At 66.8% G+C, this 19606-nt stretch carries 20 protein-coding genes and 1 pseudogene; 16 read left to right on the top strand and 5 right to left on the bottom strand.

The window, feature by feature from the left end; genetic code table 11:
- A pseudogene (locus RR928_RS10550) lies at window positions 1-143 on the top strand (alkene reductase); the annotation flags it as partial.
- Window positions 144-183: 40 nt separating this feature from the next.
- On the opposite strand, the gene RR928_RS10545 reads toward RR928_RS10550, so the two are convergent.
- Window positions 184-1176, bottom strand: coding sequence for an isopenicillin N synthase family dioxygenase (locus tag RR928_RS10545; RefSeq protein WP_332540027.1), 993 nt, complete (start codon window positions 1174-1176; stop codon window positions 184-186).
- 270 nt (window positions 1177-1446) lie between these two features.
- On the opposite strand from RR928_RS10545, the gene RR928_RS10540 reads away from it, so the two are divergent.
- The 11 genes from RR928_RS10540 (at window position 1447) to RR928_RS10490 (ending at window position 10692) form a co-directional block, all read left to right on the top strand.
- Complete coding sequence (locus RR928_RS10540) at window positions 1447-1974, top strand: nucleoside deaminase (RefSeq protein ID WP_332540026.1); 528 nt, start codon at window positions 1447-1449, stop codon at window positions 1972-1974.
- Between the two features lie 41 nt (window positions 1975-2015).
- On the top strand, window positions 2016-2672 hold the full coding sequence (locus RR928_RS10535; protein WP_332540033.1) for a TetR/AcrR family transcriptional regulator: 657 nt from the start codon (window positions 2016-2018) through the stop codon (window positions 2670-2672).
- Between the two features lie 117 nt (window positions 2673-2789).
- On the top strand, window positions 2790-3092 hold the full coding sequence (locus tag RR928_RS10530; protein WP_332540025.1) for a 2Fe-2S iron-sulfur cluster-binding protein: 303 nt from the start codon (window positions 2790-2792) through the stop codon (window positions 3090-3092).
- 9 nt (window positions 3093-3101) lie between these two features.
- Window positions 3102-3689, top strand: coding sequence for an NAD(P)H-dependent oxidoreductase (locus RR928_RS10525; RefSeq protein WP_332540024.1), 588 nt, complete (start codon window positions 3102-3104; stop codon window positions 3687-3689).
- A 10-nt stretch (window positions 3690-3699) separates the two neighbouring features.
- A complete protein-coding gene (locus RR928_RS10520) occupies window positions 3700-5013 on the top strand; it encodes an amidohydrolase family protein (RefSeq protein ID WP_332540023.1) in 1314 nt (437 codons plus the stop codon).
- On the top strand, window positions 5010-5471 hold the full coding sequence (locus RR928_RS10515) for a RidA family protein (protein ID WP_332548049.1): 462 nt from the start codon (window positions 5010-5012) through the stop codon (window positions 5469-5471). The genes RR928_RS10520 and RR928_RS10515 overlap by 4 nt, the downstream gene beginning before the upstream one ends.
- Window positions 5472-5494: 23 nt before the next feature.
- On the top strand, window positions 5495-6358 hold the full coding sequence (locus RR928_RS10510; protein WP_332537838.1) for a creatininase family protein: 864 nt from the start codon (window positions 5495-5497) through the stop codon (window positions 6356-6358).
- 55 nt (window positions 6359-6413) lie between these two features.
- Window positions 6414-7406: an ABC transporter substrate-binding protein gene (locus RR928_RS10505; protein ID WP_332682450.1), complete on the top strand. Its 993-nt coding sequence runs from the start codon at window positions 6414-6416 to the stop codon at window positions 7404-7406.
- 52 nt (window positions 7407-7458) lie between these two features.
- The gene (locus RR928_RS10500; protein WP_332537836.1) at window positions 7459-8271 is read left to right on the top strand and encodes an ABC transporter ATP-binding protein; all 813 of its coding nucleotides are present in this window, start codon (window positions 7459-7461) and stop codon (window positions 8269-8271) included.
- Window positions 8268-9155 (top strand): ABC transporter permease, encoded by an 888-nt coding sequence (locus RR928_RS10495; protein ID WP_332682448.1) that lies wholly within the window; start codon window positions 8268-8270, stop codon window positions 9153-9155. The genes RR928_RS10500 and RR928_RS10495 overlap by 4 nt, the downstream gene beginning before the upstream one ends.
- Before the next feature lie 169 nt (window positions 9156-9324).
- A complete protein-coding gene (locus RR928_RS10490) occupies window positions 9325-10692 on the top strand; it encodes an FAD-binding oxidoreductase (RefSeq protein ID WP_332682446.1) in 1368 nt (455 codons plus the stop codon).
- A 12-nt stretch (window positions 10693-10704) separates the two neighbouring features.
- Here RR928_RS10490 and RR928_RS10485 read toward each other — a convergent pair whose 3' ends face one another.
- The 3 genes from RR928_RS10485 to RR928_RS10475 all read right to left on the bottom strand — a co-directional run bounded on the left by RR928_RS10485 (window position 10705) and on the right by RR928_RS10475 (window position 13935).
- Window positions 10705-11679, bottom strand: a complete 975-nt coding sequence (locus RR928_RS10485) for a tripartite tricarboxylate transporter substrate binding protein (RefSeq protein WP_332537833.1) — start codon at window positions 11677-11679, stop codon at window positions 10705-10707.
- Window positions 11680-11742: 63 nt separating this feature from the next.
- Complete coding sequence (locus tag RR928_RS10480) at window positions 11743-12954, bottom strand: CaiB/BaiF CoA transferase family protein (RefSeq protein ID WP_332537832.1); 1212 nt, start codon at window positions 12952-12954, stop codon at window positions 11743-11745.
- Window positions 12955-12975: 21 nt separating this feature from the next.
- Complete coding sequence (locus RR928_RS10475; RefSeq protein ID WP_332537831.1) at window positions 12976-13935, bottom strand: hydroxymethylglutaryl-CoA lyase; 960 nt, start codon at window positions 13933-13935, stop codon at window positions 12976-12978.
- 108 nt (window positions 13936-14043) lie between these two features.
- Here RR928_RS10475 and RR928_RS10470 point away from each other — a divergent pair, with 108 nt between their 5' ends.
- From RR928_RS10470 to RR928_RS10460, 3 genes are all read left to right on the top strand, one after another.
- On the top strand, window positions 14044-14970 hold the full coding sequence (locus tag RR928_RS10470; RefSeq protein WP_332537830.1) for a LysR family transcriptional regulator: 927 nt from the start codon (window positions 14044-14046) through the stop codon (window positions 14968-14970).
- Window positions 14971-15162: 192 nt separating this feature from the next.
- A complete protein-coding gene (locus tag RR928_RS10465) occupies window positions 15163-15468 on the top strand; it encodes a winged helix-turn-helix transcriptional regulator (protein WP_159914011.1) in 306 nt (101 codons plus the stop codon).
- 89 nt (window positions 15469-15557) lie between these two features.
- Window positions 15558-15911, top strand: coding sequence for an FKBP-type peptidyl-prolyl cis-trans isomerase (locus RR928_RS10460; RefSeq protein ID WP_159914009.1), 354 nt, complete (start codon window positions 15558-15560; stop codon window positions 15909-15911).
- 256 nt (window positions 15912-16167) lie between these two features.
- Here the strand turns inward: RR928_RS10460 and ppsA are convergent, their stop codons facing one another.
- Window positions 16168-18561, bottom strand: a complete 2394-nt coding sequence (gene ppsA / locus RR928_RS10455) for a phosphoenolpyruvate synthase (protein WP_332537829.1) — start codon at window positions 18559-18561, stop codon at window positions 16168-16170.
- 205 nt (window positions 18562-18766) lie between these two features.
- Between ppsA and ppsR the strand changes: the two genes are divergently transcribed.
- Window positions 18767-19588, top strand: a complete 822-nt coding sequence (gene ppsR, locus RR928_RS10450; RefSeq protein WP_332537828.1) for a posphoenolpyruvate synthetase regulatory kinase/phosphorylase PpsR — start codon at window positions 18767-18769, stop codon at window positions 19586-19588.
- Window positions 19589-19606 lie beyond the last annotated feature (18 nt).

Here is a 19606-nt window from a genome sequence, read left to right as displayed (position 1 = left end):
CGTTCATTGCCAACCCCGATCTGGTCGAACGCCTGCAGACCGGCGCGCCGCTGGCGGCGCTCGATCCCAAGACGCTTTATGGCGGCGGCGCGCAAGGCTACACCGACTACCCGACGCTGGCCGAAGCCGGCGCCGTCGCCTGACGACGCGCCGCGCGATGAAAGTCGCGCGCTCGCGCGCCTTTCAGTACGCCTTGAAGTTCGCCGCCACGCGCTGGTTCAGGTAGTCGCCCGCGGCAATCGGCGGGTACTTGCGGCCCGGGCCTTCGATGATGGCATCGCGGTTGGCCTGGGCGAAGAACGCCATGCTGTAGCGCGGGCCCATGTATTCGCCGGGCAGCGGGTTCTTCACGCGGTGGAAGTTCGACGGCAGCTGGTCGTCGCTCCAGCGCATCAGCATGTCGCCGATATTGCAGGTGATGGCCTTTTCATCGGGCTGCACCGAAGTCCACTCCTGGCTTTCCATTTCCTTGCCCGGGCAGACCTGCAGCCCGCCCTGGCCCTGGCGCTGGAACAGCAGGCTCAGGCAGTCGAAGTCGGTGTGCGCGCCGGCGCGCCACAGGCCCAGATTGGCCTGCTGCTCGGGCGGCGTGGCGAAGTAGTGCAGCAGGCGCAGGGTGCTCTGGTAGCTGGCTTGCGCCGGGTCATGGGCGCGCAGGAAGAAGCCGTCGTCAAAGCCCAGCTTCCAGGCAAAGCACGACAGCACCTGCATTGCCACCTGCCAGCATTGGCCTTCGAAAGCCAGCATGGTGGCCTGGAAGCCCGCCAGCTCCTCCTCGCTGGGCCACAGGCCCTGCATGTGCGGGCGCGTGATCTGGTAGGACTCCTTCTGGTCGGGCGTTCCCGTCGACGGCCGCACCTGGGCGCGGCTTTCCCAGCCGACGTTGAGCGCCTTCTTCAAAGGGTATTGGGCCTTGACGGCATCGGGCAGCGCGAAGAAGCGCTCGGTCATGGCAAACGCGTGGTGCACGTCGTCCAGCGCGATGCCGTGGTTCACGACCTGGAAGAAGCCGACATCGACGGCGGCGTCCCAGAGTTGCTCGGCAATCTCGACCTTGCGCGCGGCGAAGTCGGAAAGATCGATGCGGCGGATTTCGCGGCGGCTGCTTTCCGAGCCCAGCGCGCCCATGCGCGTTTCCTTCTGCAGCTCGGTCAGGTCGTAGGTGGCGGTGGTCATGCGGTTCTCCAGAAGATGGAAGTCAAACAAAAGTCTTCCCGCTCCCGGCTTCAGCCAGCCGGACAGGCGCGCGCGCCATCCGGCTTTTCCTGAAGCCAGGGCATGCGGGCTTCAGGAGCAATTTCCGGCTGGCCAGGCCCCATGGACCGCACAGTGAACGCTTCTACTCCTGGCAAAAGCCAAGCAAGAACGGTGCCTGCCTGGCATGCAAAGTGCATGGCGCAGACCGCCGCAGCCCTGCCTGCGCTTTCCTCAACGCCGGAGACCGCCATGCCCGCACTCATGTTTGCCAGCCCTGATTTTCTTGAAGAACCCACGCCCGTAGGCGACACCGACGGCCGCTATCTGCGCCAGGCCATTGCCTTGTCGGCCACGGCGCGCGCGCGCGGCAACCGGCCGTTTGGCGCGGTGGTCGTCGATGCCGACGGCAAGCTGCTGGCCGAAGCCTATTGCAATACCACCGAGACCGGCGACTGCACGGGCCATGCCGAGACCAATGCCGTGCGCCAGCTGAGCCCGCGCGTGGCGCGCGACGTGCTGGCCCAGGCCACGCTGTATTCGTCGGCCGAGCCCTGCGTGATGTGCGCGGGCGCGATCTTCTGGTCGGGCATAGGCCGGGTGGTGTTCGGCATCGATGCCGTGCGCCTGCGCGTTTTTCGCGGCGAGCATGCCGAGCAGCGCGACGCCGAGCTGTCCTGCCGCGACGTGTTCGCGGCCTCGCCGCACGAGATCGAGTGCCTGGGCCCGACGATGATAGAGGAAGCCAGCGTTCCCCATATCGGCTTCTGGAAAGCCTGATGCAGGCAGAATCGGCAGCGTTGCTCTCCACCGGCCTGCCCATGATAGAACCCGAAGACAGCGCGCCCGCCGGCGCGCTCACCAGCCGCGCCAAGCAAGGGCGTGAACGCATCCTGGGCGCGATCCGCGAGGCGGCCATTGCCGAGTTCAGCCGCCACGGCTTCAAGGGCGCCTCGACCAAGGCCATTGCCGAGCGCGCGGGCCTGACCAAGCCCCAGCTGCACTATTACATCAGCAGCAAGGAAGAGCTTTACGAGGAGTTGCTGTATTCGGTGCTCAACGGCTGGTCCAGCGCCTTTGTGTTCGATGTCGACAGCGACGACCCGCGCACGGTGCTCAGCGGCTATGTGCGCAAGAAGCTCGACTACGCGCTCGACAACCCGGGGCTGTCGCGCATCTTCACGTCCGAGGTGCTGGGCGGCGGGCGCAACCTGGGCAAGTACTGGCCCGTGGCCGTGAAGTCCACGCAGCAGAAGGTCGAACTGATCAACCGCTGGATTGCCGAAGGCCGCATGCGCGCGCTCGATCCCACGGTGCTGCTGATGCAGATCTGGGGAATGACCCAGCACTACGCCGACTACGGCGTGCAGGTGCACATCATGCTGGGCGTCGCGCCCGACGCCGCCATTGACCGCGAACCCATCATGCGCGAGCTCACCACTTTTGTGCTGCTGGGCTGCGGGCTCGCACCAGAATAAGCACGGCCTGCACGTTCGCGGGCACCCGGGTCGCGCTGCCGCCCCGCTCAGAGAGGGGAGCAGGCTGGCACAGCATTTGCAATAGTTTGACCGTTCGATCAAATCAAATGGTCAAAAATGCAAATCACCGCCCCTGCCCCTTTGTCCTGCGCCAGCGAACACGCCTTTGAACTGGTGCTGGCGCGCAGCCAGTTGCGCCTACGCGTAGCGCCCGGCGAAAGCATGGCCGATGTGCTGCAGCTCGCCGGCATCGCCATCGACACGCTGTGCGAGCAAGGCGTGTGCGGCACCTGCGTCACGCGCTGGCTCGATGGCGCGCCCGAGCACCGCGACAGCTGCCTGAGCGCCGAGGAGCGGCGCACCCATGTCGCGGTCTGCTGCGCACGCAGCCACGGCCCGGCACTGACGCTCGATCTCTGAGGAGCGGCGATGCGCGTTCTTGTGATCTATTGCCATCCGGTCGAGACCAGCTACCAGGCGGCGCTGCATACCGAAGTGCTGCTCAACCTGCGCAGCGCCGGGCATGAAGTCGACGACTGCGACCTGTACGCCGAGGACTTCAATCCGGTGCTCAGCCGCGCCGAGCGCCTGGGCTACCACGAGGTGCCCGGCAACCGCCTGCCGGTGCAGGGCTACGTGGACCGGCTGCTGCGCGCCGAGGCCGTGGTGTTCTGCTTTCCCACCTGGTGCTTCGGCATGCCGGCCATGCTCAAGGGCTTTTTCGACCGCGTGCTGATGCCCGGCGTGGCCTTTGACATCAGCGACCCGCAAAACGTCAAGCCCGCGCTCACGCACCTCAAGCGCATCTCGGCCGTGGTCACCTATGGCCGGCCGCGCTGGACCGCGCTGCTGATGGGCGACCCGCCGCGCAAGTCGGTGACGCGCTATCTGCGCCTGCTCACGGGCGGCAAGGCGCGCGTCGACTACCACGCCTGCTACCACCTGAACGTCGCCACGCCGCAGCGCCTCGAGGCCTTCAAGGCGCGCGTGGGCGAGGCCATGGCGCGCTTTGCCTGAAGGACTCGACATGCACGCTCCCCAACATCTTCTTGCCGCGCGCCTGCCGCGCTGGCTGCTGCCCGCGCAGTGGCCCGAGCATGGCGGCCGGCCCGCGCTGGCCGACCTGCACCTGGCCCAGGGCCGGGTACTGGGCCTGGCGCCGCACGACGCGCAATTCACGCCGCCCGCGGGCACGGCCTGGAACCTCGCGGGCGCGCCGGTGCTGCCCGGCCTGGTCGATGCCCACACGCATCTGGACAAGGCCTTCACGCTGGCGCGCATGGGTTCCGTGCAGCCCGGCCTGCTGGGCGCCATTGACGCGATGATGGTCGACCGCCGCAGCTGGACGCCAGCCGACGTGCGTGCGCGCGCCAGCCGCGCGCTGCAGTGGGCCCATGAAGCCGGCACGGTGCACCTGCGCACCCACTGCGACTGGTGGGAGCCCCAGGCCCAGCCGCTGGCCTGGAACGTATTGCGCGAACTTGCCCAGGAATGGGCCGGCCGCCTGGTGCTCGAGCGCGTGGCGCTGATTCCGCTGCACCTGTTTGCCGAGCGCGATACCGCGCTGCGCCTGGCGCGCAGCGTGGCCGAAAGCGGCCCGGGCGCGCTGCTCGGCGGCTTTGTGCATTCGACCAACTGGAATCCCCAGGCGCTGCGCCATCTGTTCGAGGCGGCGCAAATCCATGGCCTGAATGTCGATCTGCATGTCGATGAGGAACTGCAGCCCGCCGCCCAGGGCCTGGCGACCACGGCCGCGCTGCTGCAGGAACTGCGCTTCGACGGCCATGTGGTCTGCGGCCACAACTGCGCGCTGGCCGCGCAGCCCGAAGCCACGGCGCTGGCGACGCTGGACGCCGTCGCGCAATGCCCGATCACGCTGGTCACGCTGCCCATCACCAATTTGCTGCTGCAGGACGCGGTGACCGGGCGCACGCCGCGCCAGCGCGGGCTCACGCTGGTCAAGGAAGCGCAGGCGCGCGGCATTCCGCTGCTCATTGCCAGCGACAACGTGCAGGACCCGTTCTGCCCCGTGGGCAGCTTCGATCCGCTCGAAGCCCTGGCCACGGGCGTTTTGGCCGCGCAGCTGGACGCGCCTTTCGACCGCTGGTCGCAAGCGCTGTGCCGCGCCGACTGGCTGCGCCGCGGCGCGCCGGCGCTGCCGCTGCAGGCTGGCAGCAGCGCCGACCTGATCGTCTTCCACCAGGCCGATGCCTGCGGCTTTCCCTCGCGCGCGCAATCGCGCCTGGTGCTGCGCCAGGGCCGGCTCGCGAGCGGCCAGGCAAATGCCGCCTGGTTCACCGCCTCCCCTTCGATTTCCCCACTTGCAAGGAGCCTCGCATGAGCGCCAACCCACCCGGAATTGCCCAACCGCTGGCGCGCTACGCGGCCTGGCGGCGCGCGGGCGACATGGTGTTTCTCTCGGGAATCATTGCCGTCGATCCCGCGGCCGGCCGCATCGTGCATGGCTATGCCGACATTCCCGAGGACGCCGCGACGCTGATCGGCCGCAGCGGCGAGTTCAGCAGCGACATCAAGGAAGGCCCGATCCTGGCGCAAAGCTGGTATGTGCTGGACCGCATACGCCTGACCATCGAGGCCGCGGGCGGCCAGATGTCGGACGTGATCAAGCTGGTGCAGTACTTCAGGAACCTGGACCACTTCCCGCAATACAGCCGGGTGCGCAAGCTGTTCTTCCCCGGCGAGCCGCCGGCCTCCACCGTGGTCGAGGTCAGCGCCATGCTGCCCACGCCCGAAATCCTGATCGAAGTCGAGGCCACGGCCTGGCTGCCCCAGCGCTGAAAACCCCAAGAAAGACCCATCCCATGCTGCACGGCTACACCCCGCCCCACCGCTATCTGCCCTACCTGAGCTGGACCGAGATCGCCGATCTGCCCGACAAGGAAAACACCGTGATCGTGCTGGCGACGGGCGCCACCGAACAGCACGGCCCGCACCTGCCCTGCGCCGTAGACACGGTGATCAGCGCCGGCGTCGTCGGCCACGCGATGGCGCGCCTGCCCGCCCATGTGCCGGCGTTCGCGATGGCGCCGATCACCTACGGCAAGTCGGAGGAGCATCTGCACTTTCCGGGCACGGTGACGCTCAGCGGCGAGACGCTGCTGGCAACGATGAACGAGATCGGCGAGTCGGTCTACCGCGCGGGCTTTCGCAAGCTGCTGTTCGTCAACGGCCACGGCGGCCAGCCCCAGGTGATGGAGATGTGTGCGCGCGAACTGCGCCTGCGCCACGGCGACTTCATTGTCGTGCCCAGCTTCACCTGGCGCGTGCCGCATGTCGCCGGCAAATACCTCTCGGACACCGAGAAGAAGCTGGCCATGCATGCCGGCCATGCCGAGACCGCGCTGATGCTGGCGCTCGCGCCCGACACCGTGCACATGGAGCGCGCCGTGACCAACTACCCGCCGGTGTTTGACTCGCCGCTGCTGTCGCCCGACGGCCGCCCCGCCTGCGCCTGGAGCGCGCGCGACTTCGGCGCCAGCGGAATCATCGGCGACCCGCTGCCCGCGACCGCCGAACAGGGCCTGGCGATTCTCGAATCGCTGGCCGTGAGCTGGGCCGCGGCCATCACCGAGCTGCACCAGCTGCAATGGGCGGCGCGACCCGAGCCCACCTGGGGCCGCGCCAACCATACGGGCCATGTCGAGACTTCCTCGGCGCTGGCCTGAAACCTGCGAATCCTTTCCCGTTCCGCCTCTGCCCTGCCCCTCTCGGAGTATTGCCATGATGAAGACTGCTTCCCGCCTTTCCCAACTTGGTGCAGCCGCCCTGCTCGCTCTTGGTGCCCTGGGCACCGCGCAGGCGCAGGAGAAGTTCACCTATATGACCAACTGGTACGCCCAGGCCGAGCACGGCGGCTTCTACCAGGCGCTGGCCACGGGCCTGTACAAGAAACACGGCCTGGACGCGACCATCAAGATGGGCGGTCCCCAGGTCAACATCGTGCAGATGATGGCCGCGGGCCAGGCCGACTGCGTGATGGGATCGAGCGATCTGCAGATGATCCAGATGCGCGAAGGCGGCGTTCCCGTGACCAATGTCGCCGCGGTGTTCCAGAAGGACTTGCAGGTGCTGATCGCGCATGACGACGTCAAGAAGTTCGAGGACCTCAAGGGCAAGACCATTCTGATCGGCTCCTCGGCCCAGCGCGGCTACTGGCCCTGGCTCAAGGCCAAGTACGGTTTCACCGATGCCCAGACCCGCCCCTACACCTTCAACATCCAGCCTTTTGTCGCCGACCGGAACACCGCCCAGCAGGGCTATCTGACGTCGGAGCCGTTTGCGATTGCCAAGGCCGGCGTCAAGACCACCACGCTGATGTTCAGCGACCAGGGCTACCCCGCCTACGCGACCACGGTGTCGTGCATGGACAAGACGCTCAAGACCCGCGCCGCCGCGGTGAGCGCCTTTGTCAAGGCGTCTATGGAAGGCTGGAAAAGCTACCTTGCCGACCCCGCGCCCGGCAATGCGCTGATCAAGAAGGACAACCCCAACATGAGCGACGAACAGCTGGCCTACAGCGTCGCCAAGCTCAAGGAAATGGGCATGGTCACGGGCGGCGACGCGGCCAGCATGGGAATCGGCGTGCTGACCGACGCGCGCGCCAAGGCCAGCTACGACTTCCTGGTCGAGACCAAGCTCATCAACCCGGCCAAGGTCAAGCTTGCCGACACCTACACCACCAGCTTCGTCAAGGACCTCAAGGTTCTGCCCTGAACTTTCACCTGCCCTGAAACAGAGGCCAGTCCTCATTCATCGAAAGGCGACCATGCACCCCGCTGAGACCCCGAATGCCGCCACGCCCGCCGTGGAAGTGCTGTCGGCCGAGAAGACCTACCCCAACGGCACGCAGGCGCTGCTGCCCGTGGACCTGTGCATAGAGGAAGGCGAATTCGTCACCCTGCTCGGGCCCTCGGGCTGCGGCAAGAGCACGCTGCTGAAGATGGTCGCCGGACTGCTCGAGCCCACCGACGGCCGGCTGCACCTGTGGCGCAAGCCCGTGGCGCAGCTGGACGAAAGCGGCAAGAAGATGGCCTTTGTGTTCCAGTCGCCGACGCTCATGCCCTGGGCCAGCGTGCAGACCAATGTGCGTCTGCCGCTGGACCTGGCCGGCGTGCCGCGCGCCGAGGCCGATGCGCGCGTGAGCGAGGCCCTGGCCCTGGTGGGCCTGGCGAAGTTCGCCGCGGCGCTGCCGCGCGCGCTGTCGGGCGGAATGCAGATGCGCGTCTCGATCGCGCGCGGCCTGGTGACCCAGCCCGACCTGCTGCTGATGGACGAGCCTTTCGGCGCGCTCGATGAGATCACGCGCCACAAGCTCGACGCCGATCTGCTGGACCTGTGGCGCAAGAAGAAGCTCACCGTGATCTTCGTCACGCACTCCATCCATGAAGCCGTGTTTCTCTCCAGCCGCGTGGTGATGATGGCCGCGCGCCCGGGCCGGGTGGTCGAGGAATTCCGCATCGATGCGCCCTATCCGCGCAGCGCCGACTTCATGGTCTCGCCCGAATTCAGCCGCTACGCCAAGCTGCTGCAGGACAGCCTGCTGCGCGCCAGCGCAGACACCGCGGAGGCCCACGCATGAGCACCCCATTTCCTTCCGTTGCCGTGCCCCTGGCTGCGGCGCCTGCCCCCGCGGCGCCAGCCGCCAGGAAAGCCGCCGCCGCGCCCAGGCGCGCGCGCCAGCCGCTGCTGGCCCAGCCGCGCGTGCAGCGCGTGCTCTACCCGCTGCTGGTCGGCCTGGTGCTGATTGCGCTGTGGCAAGGCCTGGTCACGGGGCTTGAGCTGCCGCCCTATCTCGTGCCTTCGCCGCTGCTGATGCTGGAGACGCTGGTCACCGACTGGGCGGCGCTGGGCGCCTCGCTGTGGGTCACGGTGAAGATCACGGTGCTGGCGTTTCTCGCCGCGACCGTGGCCGGCGTGCTGATCTCCTTCCTGTTCGTGCAGAGCAAGCTGATCGAGATGGCGCTGTTCCCGTATGCGGTGCTGCTGCAGGTCACGCCCATCGTCGCCGTCGCCCCGCTGATCATCATCTGGGTCAAGAACCCGACGGCGTCGATGGTGATCTGCGCGGCGCTGGTCGCGCTGTTTCCCATCATCAGCAACACCACCCTGGGCCTGCGCAGCGTCGAGCCCGATCTGCAAAGCTACTTCCAGCTCAACCGCGCGACGCGGCTGCAGACCCTGGTGCGGCTGCGCATTCCCAGCGCCCTGCCCTACTTCTTCGGCGGGCTGCGCATCTCCAGCGGCCTGGCGCTGATCGGCGCCGTCGTCGCCGAGTTTGTCGCCGGCACGGGCGGCTCGGGCGCGGGCCTGGCCTACCAGATCCTGCAGGCGGGCTTCCAGCTCAACATCCCGCGCATGTTTGCCGCGCTGCTGCTGATCTCGCTGACCGGAGTGGGCATGTTTGTGCTCATGGCCTGGCTCAGTCGCCTTGCTCTCGGTAGCTGGCACGCGTCCGAGAACTAGACGCGCCCAGTGCCTGCTCTCAATAAAAGCAAGCGAACCGTTCGGGGTGAGCGTCCCTCGCCGGGCGCGTCGAACCATGAACGGCCTGCCCTCATTTGTAAACCGGCCGTTCATCCTTCGACAAGCTCAGGACGAACGGAACTCCACAAATCAATCGCCTGATTTCACCATGACCACCAACCCCGCCCACCAACTGCCCGAACAACTTCCCGACCTCGACTGGATTGCCGACCCGCTGCGCGTGGGCCGGCTGTCGCAGGATTTCGCCTGGTTCAGCCCGGTGCTCAAGCGCGAGCTTGCCGGCAAGCGCGCCGACATTGCCGTGCGCCCGCGCAGCGAGGCCGAGATCCGCCAGGTGGTGTCGGCCTGCGCCAGCGCGGGCATTCCCATCACCGTGCGCGGCAGCGGCACAGGCAACTACGGCCAGTGCACGCCGCTGCACGGCGGCGTGATCCTCGACCTGTCGGGCTACAACGCCTTTGGCTGGGTGCGCGGCGGCGTGGGCCGGGCCCAGGCCGGCATACGCCTGGCCGATTTCGACGCCCAGGCCAAGCCGCTGGGCCAGGAGCTGCGCTGGCTGCCCTCGACCTACCGCAGCGCGACGCTGGGCGGACTGTTTGGCGGCGGCTTCGGCGGCGCGGGCTCGATCAACCACGGCCCGCTGGCCGCGCCCGGCAACGTGCTGGCGGTGCGCGCCATGACCGTGGAACCTGAGCCGCAGATCATCGAGCTGCGCGGCGCCGAGGCCATGCTGCTGCACCACACCTACGGCACCAACGGCATCGTGCTGGAACTCGAAGTCGCGCTCACGCCCGCCGTGCCCTGGACCGAGTGCATTGCCACCTTTGACGACTTCGATGCGGCGCTGGAATTCGCCGACCGCTTTGGCAGCGCGCCGGGCCTGGAGAAAAAGGAAGTCTGCTTTCTGGCCGCGCCGATTCCCGCCTACTTCACCAGCCTGGCCGAATACCTGCCTGCGGGCTGCCACGCGGTGCTGCTGCTGGTGGCGCCGCATTCCGAGGCCGGCATGCGCGACATGGTGGCCCGGCATGGCGGCCGCGTCACCTACCGCAAGACGGCCGACGAAGTGCAGGCCGGCAACAAGACGCTGGTCGAATACACCTGGAACCACACCACGCTGCATGCCTTGAAAGTCGACAAGGGCCTGACCTATATCCAGAGCGGCTTCAACCCCGCGCGGCGCATAGAGCAGGTCCAGGCGCTAGAAGCCGCGCTGGGCGGCGAAGTGATGATGCACCTGGAGTTCCTGCGCACCAAGGAAGGCGCGTTCAACTGCAGCGGGCTGCAGATCATCCGCTACACCACCGAGGAGCGGCTCAACGCCATCATGCAGATCTACCGCGACCACGGCGTGCAGATCAACAACCCGCATGTCTACATTGTCGAGGACGGCAAGCAGAACAACCTGGACCCGGCCGTGGTCGGCACCAAGCAGCGCTTCGATCCGCTGGGCCTGCTCAATCCGGGCAAGCTGCGCAGCTGGCAGGCCGCGCAGCCGCTGCGCCAGATGGCCTGAACGCGGCCGGCGTCAGTCGACTTTGACGCGCACGTTCTTCACCACTTCGGCCATGCGCTGCAGCTCCGAACGCATGAAGGCCGTCGTGGCTTCGGGCGGGGTCAGCTTGATCTCATAGCCCTGGGCAATCAGCGCATTGCGCGCCTCGGGCTGGGCCAGCGCCTGCTGGAACGCCTGGTGCAGGCGGTTGCGTTCGGCCATGGGCAGGTCCTTGGGGCCTATGGCCGCGATCCAGCCTTCGAGCGCGTAGTTGGGCAGGCCCTGCTCGGCCACCGTGGGCAGATCGGGCATGGACGGCACGCGCTGCGCCGTGGTCACGCCCAGCGCGCGCAGCGTGCCGCTCTTGATGTGCGGCGCCGCGGGCGCGAGCGCCACCACGCCCCACTGGACCTGGCCGCTGAGCAGGTCGTTCATCAGCATGCCCATGCCCTTGTAGGGAATGTGCTTGATGTCCAGCCTGGCCTGGTCGACCAGCATGGCCGCGCCCAGATGCAGGATGGTGCCGTTGCCCGACGAGCCGTAGTTGAGCGTGCCGGGCTTGGCCTTGGCCAGCGCCACCAGCTCCTGGATGTTGCGCGCCGGCACGGCAGGATTGGCAACCACCACGAACGGCGTCGCGCCAATGATGGTGATGGGCGCGATGTCCTGGATCGCGTCAAATGGGATCGACGGATAGACGCTGGGATTGACCACATGGTTGTTCGAGACCACGCCTATCATCGAGCCGTCCCTGGGTCCGCGCACGATCTGCGCCGTGCCCGTGATGCCGCCCGCACCCGGCAGGTTCTCGATCACCACGGGATGGCCCGCGGCCTTGGCCAGCTGGGTGCTGATCGCGCGTATCGCGCCGTCGGCGCCCGAGCCTGCCGACAGCGGCAGGATCACGCGCAGCGGCTTGTCGCCCTGGGCCAGCGCGCCCAAGGGGGCCAGCAGGCCGGCCGCGGCCAGCGCAAGAATGCCGCGGCGGGAATTCGTGGGAAATTGCATTTTTTTGTCTCCAGCTCGTTGTTATGCATTACAAAAAAGCCTGCGCAGCAGGCCTGAGGGGCGCTACACCACGGCGCCCGCAGCTTCCATGGAGGTGACTTCGTCGGGCCCGTAGCCCAGCGACTCCAGCAGCTGGCGGGTGTGCTCGCCCAGCGTGGGTGGGTTGTGGCGAATGCCCGGGCGCTGGCCGTCCATGCGTATCGGCAGCAGCGTGGTGCGCGCCGTCTGGCCCGCGCGCTCGCCGTCGGTCAGCGTGATCTCGGCCAGGCCGCCCGTGGCATTGAGGTGCGGGTCGTCGAACAGCTGCTCGGGCCGCACGATGGGCGCATAGGGCAGGCCGTTGCGCTCGAACACTTCGGACAGGTGCTCGGCGCTGTAGGCCGCCAGGCGCCGGCGCAGCTCGGGCAGCAGCGTGGGGCGGGCGCGCACGCGCTCGTTGTTGGTGGCGAACGCCGGATCGGCCTGCAGATCGGCAAAGCCCATGGCCGTGCACAGCGTGTTCCACTGCGCATCGCTCACGGCCGCAAGAAAGATCTGGCCGTCGTCCTTGACGCTGAACACATCGTAGACCGCCCAGGCCGAGATGCGCTCGGGCATGGGCGCGGCGGCTTCGCCCGTGACGGCGTACTGCATCATGTGCTGGCCGACCAGGAACACGTTGTTCTCGAACAGCGCCGAGTCGACTTCCTGGCCGCGGCCCGTGATGCCGCGCTGCATCAGCGCGGCCATCGCGCCGATCGCGCCAAACATGCCGCCCATGATGTCGTTGACGCTGGAGCCCGCACGCAGCGGGTCGCCGGGGCGGCCGGTCATATAGGCCAGCCCGCCCATCATCTGCACCACCTCGTCCAGCGCCGTGCGCTTTTCATAGGGGCCGGGCAGAAAGCCCGCGTGGTTCACATAGATCAGCCGCTCGTTGAGGCGCGACAGCGCACGGTAGTCGAGCCCGTACTTGGTCATCACGCCGGGCTTGAAGTTCTGCACCACCACGTCGGCCGACGAGGCCAGGCGGATTGCCGCCTGCAGGCCGTCGGGGTGGCGCAGGTCCAGGGCAATGCTTTTCTTGTTGCGGTTGAACATCGGGAAGAAACCCGCGCCCGCGCCCAGCAGATGGCGCGTGCGGTCGCCCTCGACGGGCTCGACCTTGATCACTTCGGCGCCCAGGTCGGCCAACACCATGCCGCAGGTCGGGCCCATCACCATATGGGAAAACTCCACCACCCGCAGTCCCGCCAGCGGCAGCGCCGCAGCGCCAGCCTTTGAATTCTCAGTCATCGCATTCCATCCAAAACCGGCTCAGGCAGCCACTGCTGCCGCGCCATTGAGCACCTGTGGCAGACCTGCCTGCCACAGCACACCATGCAGGGTCTCCCCCGGCAACCAGGCCCCGAGTCGCTGGCGCAAAGCCAGCAGGGCCTGGACATCCAATCCCGTGACCACGCCCATGCGCTCGAGCATGAACGCCAGGTCTTCGGTCGTCACATTGCCGCTCGCGCCCGGCGCGTGCGGGCAGCCGCCAATGCCGGCCAGGCAGGCATCGAAGCGATCGATGCCGGTCTGCCAGGCCGCGTAGGCGTTGGCCAGGCCCATGCCGCGCGTATCGTGGAAATGCGCGCAGGCCAGCTTGTCGCCCACCTCGCGGCGCGCTCTTTCAAACAGCCGGCGCACGCTTTCGGGATCGGCAAAACCCACGGTGTCGGCCAGGCTCACGCGGTCGGCGCCGGCGTCCAGCAGCGCGACCATGAGCCGCAGCACTTCGCCGGCAGCCACCTCGCCCTGCAGCGTACAGCCAAACGCCGTGCCCACGCCGCCCTCGATCAGCGTCGCATGGCCGCCCGCGTCGCGCTCGGCGCGTATGCGCGCGACTTCGGCCACCACTTCGTCGGGCGTCTTGCGCAGGTTCGCGAGGCTGTGCGCATGGCTGGCCGACAGCGGCACGACCAGCAGATCGGCGCCGCATTCGAGCGCGCGCTGCGCGCCCTTGAGGTTGGGCACCAGCACCGAAGCAAACAGGCCGGCCAGCGTCTTCGCATGCGCCAATACCTCGGCCGTATCGGCAAGCTGGGGCAACAGGCGCGCGGGCACGAACGAGCCCACTTCGATCTCGCGCTGGCCTGCGGCGTAGGCGGCATCGATCCAGGCGATCTTGTGCTCCGTCGCCATGGTCGGCGCCAGGCTTTGCAGGCCGTCGCGCAGCCCGACTTCACGGATCACCGCATGGCGCGGACCAGAGGCGTAGGAAGCAGTCGTCGGCATGCAGTCTCCAAATCGTTGTTCTAAGGGAATGCGAGGATTCTAGGAATTCCTGGCCGGAACGGATAATCAATTTTGGAACTTCTAGCCTTCCCAAATGGAACACCTCAGATGCGCGACCTGGACCTGACGACCTTGCGGCTGTTCATTGCCGTCTGCGAGCAGCGCAGCATCACCGCCGCGGGCCTGCAGCAGGCCATGGTCGGCTCGGCGATCAGCAAGCGCCTGGCCCAGCTCGAACACCAGGTGGGCACGCAGCTGCTGGTGCGCAAGCGCCGCGGCGTCGCGCCCACGCCTGCGGGCGAGACCCTGCTCGAGCATGCGCGTGCGCTGCTGGCGCGCAGCGAGCTGATCGCGCGCGACATGGCCGGCTATGCCCAGGGAACGCGCGGCCATGTGCGGCTGCTGGTCACGGCATCCGTCATGGCCGAGTCGCTGGCCGACGACGTGGCGGCCTTTCTCAAGCACCCCGACCATGGCCGCATCCAGGTCAGCCTCGAGGAGCGCGTAAGCCCCGAGGTGGCGCGCGGCGTGCGGGACGGCAGCGCGTCGGTGGGCATCTGCTGGGACGCGGCCGACCTCGAAGGCCTGCAGACGCAGAGCTACCGCGGCGACCATCTGGCGATCTGCGCCCACGCCAGCCATCCCATCGCGACGCGCAGCGAAGTGCATTTCGCCGATGTGCTGGACTACGAATACGTGAGCATGCCCGCGCTCAGCGCCGTGCAGCAGCTGCTCACGCGCACCGCCGCGGTCGAGGGCAAGGTGCTGCAGCACCGCATGCAGGTCTCGCACTTCGACGCCGCGCTGCGCGTGGTGCGCGCCAACCTGGCCATCAGCGTGATGCCCGCCGAAATCGCCCAGCCGTTTGCCCAGGCCTACGGACTGCGGCTGGTGCCGCTGGCCGACGACTGGGCGCGCCGGCGCTTCGCGATCTGCTTTCGCAGCCAGGACCAGCTGAGTCCGGCGGCGCGGCTGCTGGTCGCGCATCTGCATGCCTGCGGGCCGGCCGCGCAGCCCGCAGACGCAGCGCAATAAGTGCTTGCGCGCCATCGTGGCTTGGCAGCAACAATTGGCTGGATTTTGCGGAATTTTGCGCGTCTGCGCCTGACAGGCGTGGCTTAGAAGCTATTAAACTTGTAGCAAGATAGTTTCCACGCTATAGTGAATCACGACTTGGCGAAGCTGGCCAACGCCTCGCTCAACCCCATCGCGCAAGGAGAAGCGTCCATGAGCCCCAAGGAAAATGTCGCCATCAACCAGCTGTTCGAGCGGCTCGAATGCCGTTACGCACTGCGGGTGCTGTGGGCGCTCCGGGATGGCCATCCCCAGACGTTTCGCCTGCTGCAGGACAGCGTGGGGGGCATCACGCCCAACACGCTCAACACCCGCATCAAGGAGTTGCGCGAATGCGGCTTGCTCGAGCACGGCAGCGATGGCTACATCGTGACGCTGTCGGGCCAGGATCTGCTCAAACGACTCAGCGACGTACAGGCTTTTGCCAACCGCTGGGTCGCGGCGCGCGCCAAGAAGTAAAGTACGGTATGGCGACGCGCGGACTTCGAGTCCGCGGTCATGTGCCCTCTGCGGGCACTTTTCACAGACGCATATTTCAAGGATTTCTCATGGCTTTCACCACCACCGCATCCGGCCTGCAATACGAAGACACCGTTGTGGGCGACGGCGCCGAAGCCAAGCGCGGCGGCAATGTCACGGTGCATTACACCGGCTGGCTTTACAACGAAGGCGTGCAAGGCGCCAAGTTCGATTCGAGCAAGGACCGCAAGGACCCCTTCGTCTTCGCCCTGGGCGCAGGCATGGTCATCAAGGGCTGGGACGAAGGCGTGCAGGGCATGAAGGTTGGCGGCGCACGCACGCTGATCATCCCCGCAGCCCTGGGCTATGGCGCCCGCGGCGCCGGCGGCGTGATTCCCCCGAACGCCACGCTCAAGTTCGACGTGGAACTGCTGGCGGTATAAAAGCACCCCCTGAGCCGCTTACGCCGGATGGCCGGCCCCGGCTTCCCCCTCTCAACCTTCGGTGGAGGGGGGCGCCCGGCTGAGGGACGGCAGCATCGCTGCGGGGCGGCCCTTGCTCGCTGCCCCCATGCTGGGGCACGCCAGTGTCAAAGCTGTACGCCCTAAGCCTGCCTACGCGGCCCGATCAAAGGGCCCCAGCTCAGCGCAGAAATGAAAAAAGCGGCCCAGGCCGCTTTTTTCATGGGGCAACCGCTTTTCAGCGAGCAGCCAATTGCTGCCAGGTCGCAACCACGCTGTCGGGGTTCAGCGAGATCGAGGCAATGCCCTGGTCCGCGAGCCACAGTGCGAAGTCGGGGTGGTCCGAAGGGCCCTGGCCGCAGATGCCCACGTACTTGCCCTTGGCCAGGCAGGCGGCGATCACGCGTTCGAGCAGCTTCTTGACTGCGGGATCGCGCTCGTCGAAGTCGGCGGCCAGCAGTTCCAGGCCGGAATCGCGGTCCAGGCCCAGCGTCAGCTGGGTCAGGTCGTTGGAGCCGATGGAGAAGCCGTCGAAGTGTTCGAGGAACTCGTCGGCCAGGATGGCGTTCGAGGGCACTTCGCACATCATGATCAGCTTGAGGCCGTTGTCACCGCGCTTGAGGCCGTTGTCGGCCAGCAGCTGGTTGACGCGCTCGGCCTGGCTCAAGGTGCGCACGAAGGGAATCATGATCTGCACGTTGGTCAGGCCCATGTCCTCGCGCACGCGGCGCAGGGCTTCGCATTCCATCTTGAACGCTTCGCCGAAGTCGGCGCTGATGTAGCGCGCCGCGCCGCGGAAGCCCAGCATCGGGTTCTCTTCCTCGGGCTCGTAGCGGCTGCCGCCGATCAGCTTGCGGTACTCGTTGGACTTGAAGTCCGACATGCGCACGATCACGGGCTTGGGGTAGAACGCCGCGGCAATGGTTGCCACGCCTTCTGCGACCTTGTCGACATAGAAGGCGCGCGGCGAAGCGTGGCCGCGGGCCACGGATTCGACGGCCTTCTTCAGGTCGGCATCGACGGCGGGGTAGTCAAGGATGGCCTTGGGGTGCACGCCGATGTTGTTGTTGATGATGAACTCGACGCGCGCCAGACCCACGCCGTCGTTGGGCAGCTGGGCGAAGTCGAAGGCCAGCTGGGGATTGCCGACGTTCATCATGATCTTGGTCTTGATCTCGGGCATCGCGCCGCGCTGCACTTCGGTGACTTCGGTTTCGATCAGGCCGTCGTAGATCTTGCCGGTGTCGCCTTCGGCGCAGGACACGGTCACCAGCGTGCCGGCCTTGAGCAGGTCGGTGGCATTGCCGCAGCCGACCACGGCCGGAATGCCCAGTTCACGCGCGATGATGGCCGCGTGGCAGGTACGGCCACCGCGGTTGGTGACGATGGCCGAAGCCCGCTTCATCACCGGCTCCCAGTTGGGGTCGGTCATGTCGGTGACCAGCACGTCGCCGGCCTGGACCTGGTCCATCTGCGAGATGTCGCTGACCAGGCGCACGGGACCGGTACCGATCTTCTGGCCGATGGCGCGGCCTTCGGCCAGCACGGCGCCCGTGCCCATGAGCTTGTAGCGCAGTTCGGCCTGGCCCTTGGACTGGCTCTTCACCGTCTCGGGACGTGCCTGCAGGATGTAGATCTGGCCGTCGCTGCCGTCCTTGCCCCACTCGATGTCCATGGGACGGCCGTAGTGGTCCTCGATCACCAGCGCGTAGCGCGCCAGCTGCTCGACGTCGGCGTCGGTCAGCGAGTAGCGGTTGCGCAGCTCGGGAGCGACATCGGTGGTCTTGACCAGCTTGCCGCTCGCAGCCTTTTCCTCGGGCGAGGCAAACACCATCTGCACCAGCTTGGAGCCGAGGTTGCGGCGGATCAGCGCCTTCTTGCCGGCCTTGAGCATGGGCTTGTGCACATAGAACTCGTCGGGGTTCACGGCGCCCTGCACCACGGTCTCGCCCAGGCCGTAGCTCGAGGTGATGAACACCACGTCTTCAAAGCCCGATTCGGTGTCGATGGTGAACATCACGCCGGCCGCACCGGTGTCCGAGCGCACCATGCGCTGCACGCCGGCCGACAGCGCCACGACGTCGTGCGCAAAGCCCTTGTGCACGCGGTAGGAAATGGCGCGGTCGTTGTACAGCGAGGCAAACACTTCCTTCATCTTGTGCAGCACATCATCGATGCCCACCACGTTGAGGAAGGTTTCCTGCTGGCCGGCAAACGATGCGTCGGGCAGATCTTCGGCCGTGGCCGAGGAACGCACGGCAAACGAGGCCTGGCTGTTGCCCGCGCTCAGCGTGGCAAAGGCTTCGCCAATGGCTTTTTGCAGATCGGCGGGGAAAGGCTGGTTCTCGACCATGGCGCGGATTTCCGCGCCGACGACGGCCAGCGCGCGCACGTCTTCGATGTCGAGCGTGGCGAGCTTGGCGTTGATGCGGTCGGCCAGGCCTTCGAACGCGAGGAATTCGCGGAATGCGTGCGCCGTGGTCGCAAAGCCCGTGGGGACCTTCACGCCCTCGGGCAGCTGGGAGATCATTTCGCCGAGCGAGGCGTTCTTGCCGCCGACCGACTCGACGTCGCTCATTCTCAGTTTCTCGAACGGAACGACCAGGGCGGTCGCTTCAAACAGTGCAGACATGGGAAAGCTCCAAAGTTAAAAACCGCTGCGATCCGCGCCATCCGGTGGCGCGGGTCTGGTCCATGCTGCACTGCGCAGGCTTTGCTCTTGTGGTTGTGGGCCGCCGATGAGCATGAACGTGAAATTGGGAATAATGGGCGCCATTGTAGGCCCGCGTCCGGTTTCCGCGCGTCCGGCTCGTTATTCACTTCATCCCCAGAGCACCATGCACACGCGCACCGTATTCCTGATCTCCGACGGCACAGGCATCACCGCCGAGACGTTCGGCAAAGCCCTGATGACGCAGTTCGACGTGAGCGCGCGCTTCGTTCGAATTCCTTTTGTCGACACCGTGGACAAGGCGCACCAGACCGTGCGCCAGATCAACCACACTGGCGAAGTGGAAGGCAAGAAGCCCATCGTCTTCACCACGCTGGTCGACATGGAAGTCGTCGACGTCATTCGCGAGAACTGCAAGGGCATGCTGCTCGACATGTTCGGCACCTTCGTCAACCCGCTGGAGCAGGAGCTGGGCCTCAAGTCCCACCACCGCGTGGGGCGTTTTTCCGACATCAGCCAGAGCAAGGAATACCTGGACCGCATGGAGGCCATCAACTTCAGCCTGGCCCATGACGACGGCCAGACCCACCACGACCTCGCGGGTGCCGATGTGATCCTGGTGGGCGTGAGCCGCAGCGGCAAGACCCCGACCAGCCTCTACCTGGCGATGCAGTTCGGCATGAAGGTCGGCAACTACCCGCTGATTCCCGAAGACTTCGACCGGCGCCAGCTGCCGCCCGCGCTGCTGCCGCTGCGCAAGAAGCTGTTCGGCCTGTCCATAGACCCGCAGCGCCTGTCAGACATCCGCAACGAGCGCCGGCCCAACTCGCGCTACGCGAGCCTGGAGAACTGCCGCCACGAAGTCGCCGAAGCCGAAGCCATGATGCGCCGCACGGGCATCCGCTGGCTGTCGAGCACCAACAAGTCGATCGAGGAAATCGCCACCACCATCCTGCAGGATGTGAAGCCCGAACGCCTGGGTTACTGAGCGCCGGGGCGCCCCGCC

The sequence above is a fragment of the Comamonas sp. genome, from assembly GCF_036666375.1.
Lineage (GTDB): Bacteria > Pseudomonadota > Gammaproteobacteria > Burkholderiales > Burkholderiaceae_C > Comamonas.
The sequence above is the reverse complement of the archived record's forward strand: the minus strand, read 5'-3'. Positions and strand labels throughout refer to the sequence as shown.